Origin of the sequence: Salinivibrio sp. MA427 (genome assembly GCF_001996115.1) — a bacterium.
GTDB classification, from domain to species: Bacteria; Pseudomonadota; Gammaproteobacteria; order Enterobacterales; family Vibrionaceae; genus Salinivibrio; species Salinivibrio costicola.
This window is the reverse complement of sequence record NZ_MUFH01000486.1, coordinates 1-1,138: the sequence shown is the minus strand read 5'-3', so window position 1 is coordinate 1,138 and position 1,138 is coordinate 1. Positions and strand designations below refer to the sequence as shown.

The window sequence follows — 1,138 nt, the reverse complement described above, 5'->3', positions numbered from 1 at the left end:
TTCTTATGGTTTTTTATTTTAAGCTCTTTAATTTTATCGCTCATCTATTCACACGCTTTGTTATTTTTCACTGCGATCCCCATACGGTCTTCGGGTATATGACCGCTATGTTGGTTGTATTTCCCTGGCTCAGTTGGATCAACTCTTTTATCTGATGAAGTGGCAGTATGAAGATGAACGCCTCGACCAAACTTGTCTTCATCATGCATTACAATAAACTTCCCTTTGTGCTCACCATCAAAGGCCCAAACAGTTCGGTTTTCATACTGCTTATCCCAAACCCTAACTGGTTTAGGGGTATTTACATTTTTAGGAATTTTTAATTGCCTTTTAGCCTCTCTGAATGCAGCTTTAAATGTAACTTGTTCCAACCCCAGCGGATCCACCCACTCTAGTGGGTTGGCAACATACGCCTGTGGCCTTAATCCACCCGCAAACCCTATTGGGTCGGGGCTAAGATACTGGCCACTGTCTGCATCGTAATAACGGTTTACGTTATAGTAAAGGCCCGATTCTGGGTCTTCGATTTGCCCTTGGTAGCGAAGGTCACACTGTATGCTGTCGTTGGCCGCTTCTTCGCGTCGTTGCCAGTGCCGTTGTGATTGCCCGTGGTAATGGCCCCATAGCGCTTGCTCTCCCCGCCAGACGATATCACCTTGCTCATTACACAGCTCTTGCGGTGTGCCCGCGTGGTCGGTCACGATGTAATGCAGCTCGCTGCCTTGCTCATGGTGGGTGACTTGCGCCATCGGGCGGAAGCTGCCGGACTCGTAAAGGTATTCGGTTTGCTGTAGGACTTGCCCATCAGCGGTGGCCTGTTGTTGCTGCACTATGTACGCGCCGTCCCACAGGTAGTGAGTCTGTGTGTCGCTGTGCGCACATTCTTTGGCGATGCGTCGCCCAAACGGGTCGTAGCGGTAGCGATACCGCGTGCCGTTGGGCAGTTCAATGTGGGTTAAACGGTCATCCGCGTTCCAGCTAAACCGCGTCACCTGTGGCCGGTAACCCGCTTTATTCTCGGTCTTTTCAATCACCCGGCCGCAGGCATCATAGCGATAACGAAAACGGCCGGTTTCTAGTACACGCCCTGCGCGGTCATGGCGGCGTTTTTGGCGTTGCACTCGAGTATGTGGAAGGC

General features: G+C 51.1%; 1 protein-coding gene. It reads right to left on the bottom strand.

From position 1 onward, the window contains the following. Positions 1–44 precede the first annotated feature (44 nt). Positions 45–1,138 (bottom strand): RHS repeat-associated core domain-containing protein (locus BZG79_RS15805; protein WP_199878091.1); only part of this gene is annotated, 1,094 nt, incomplete at its 5' end.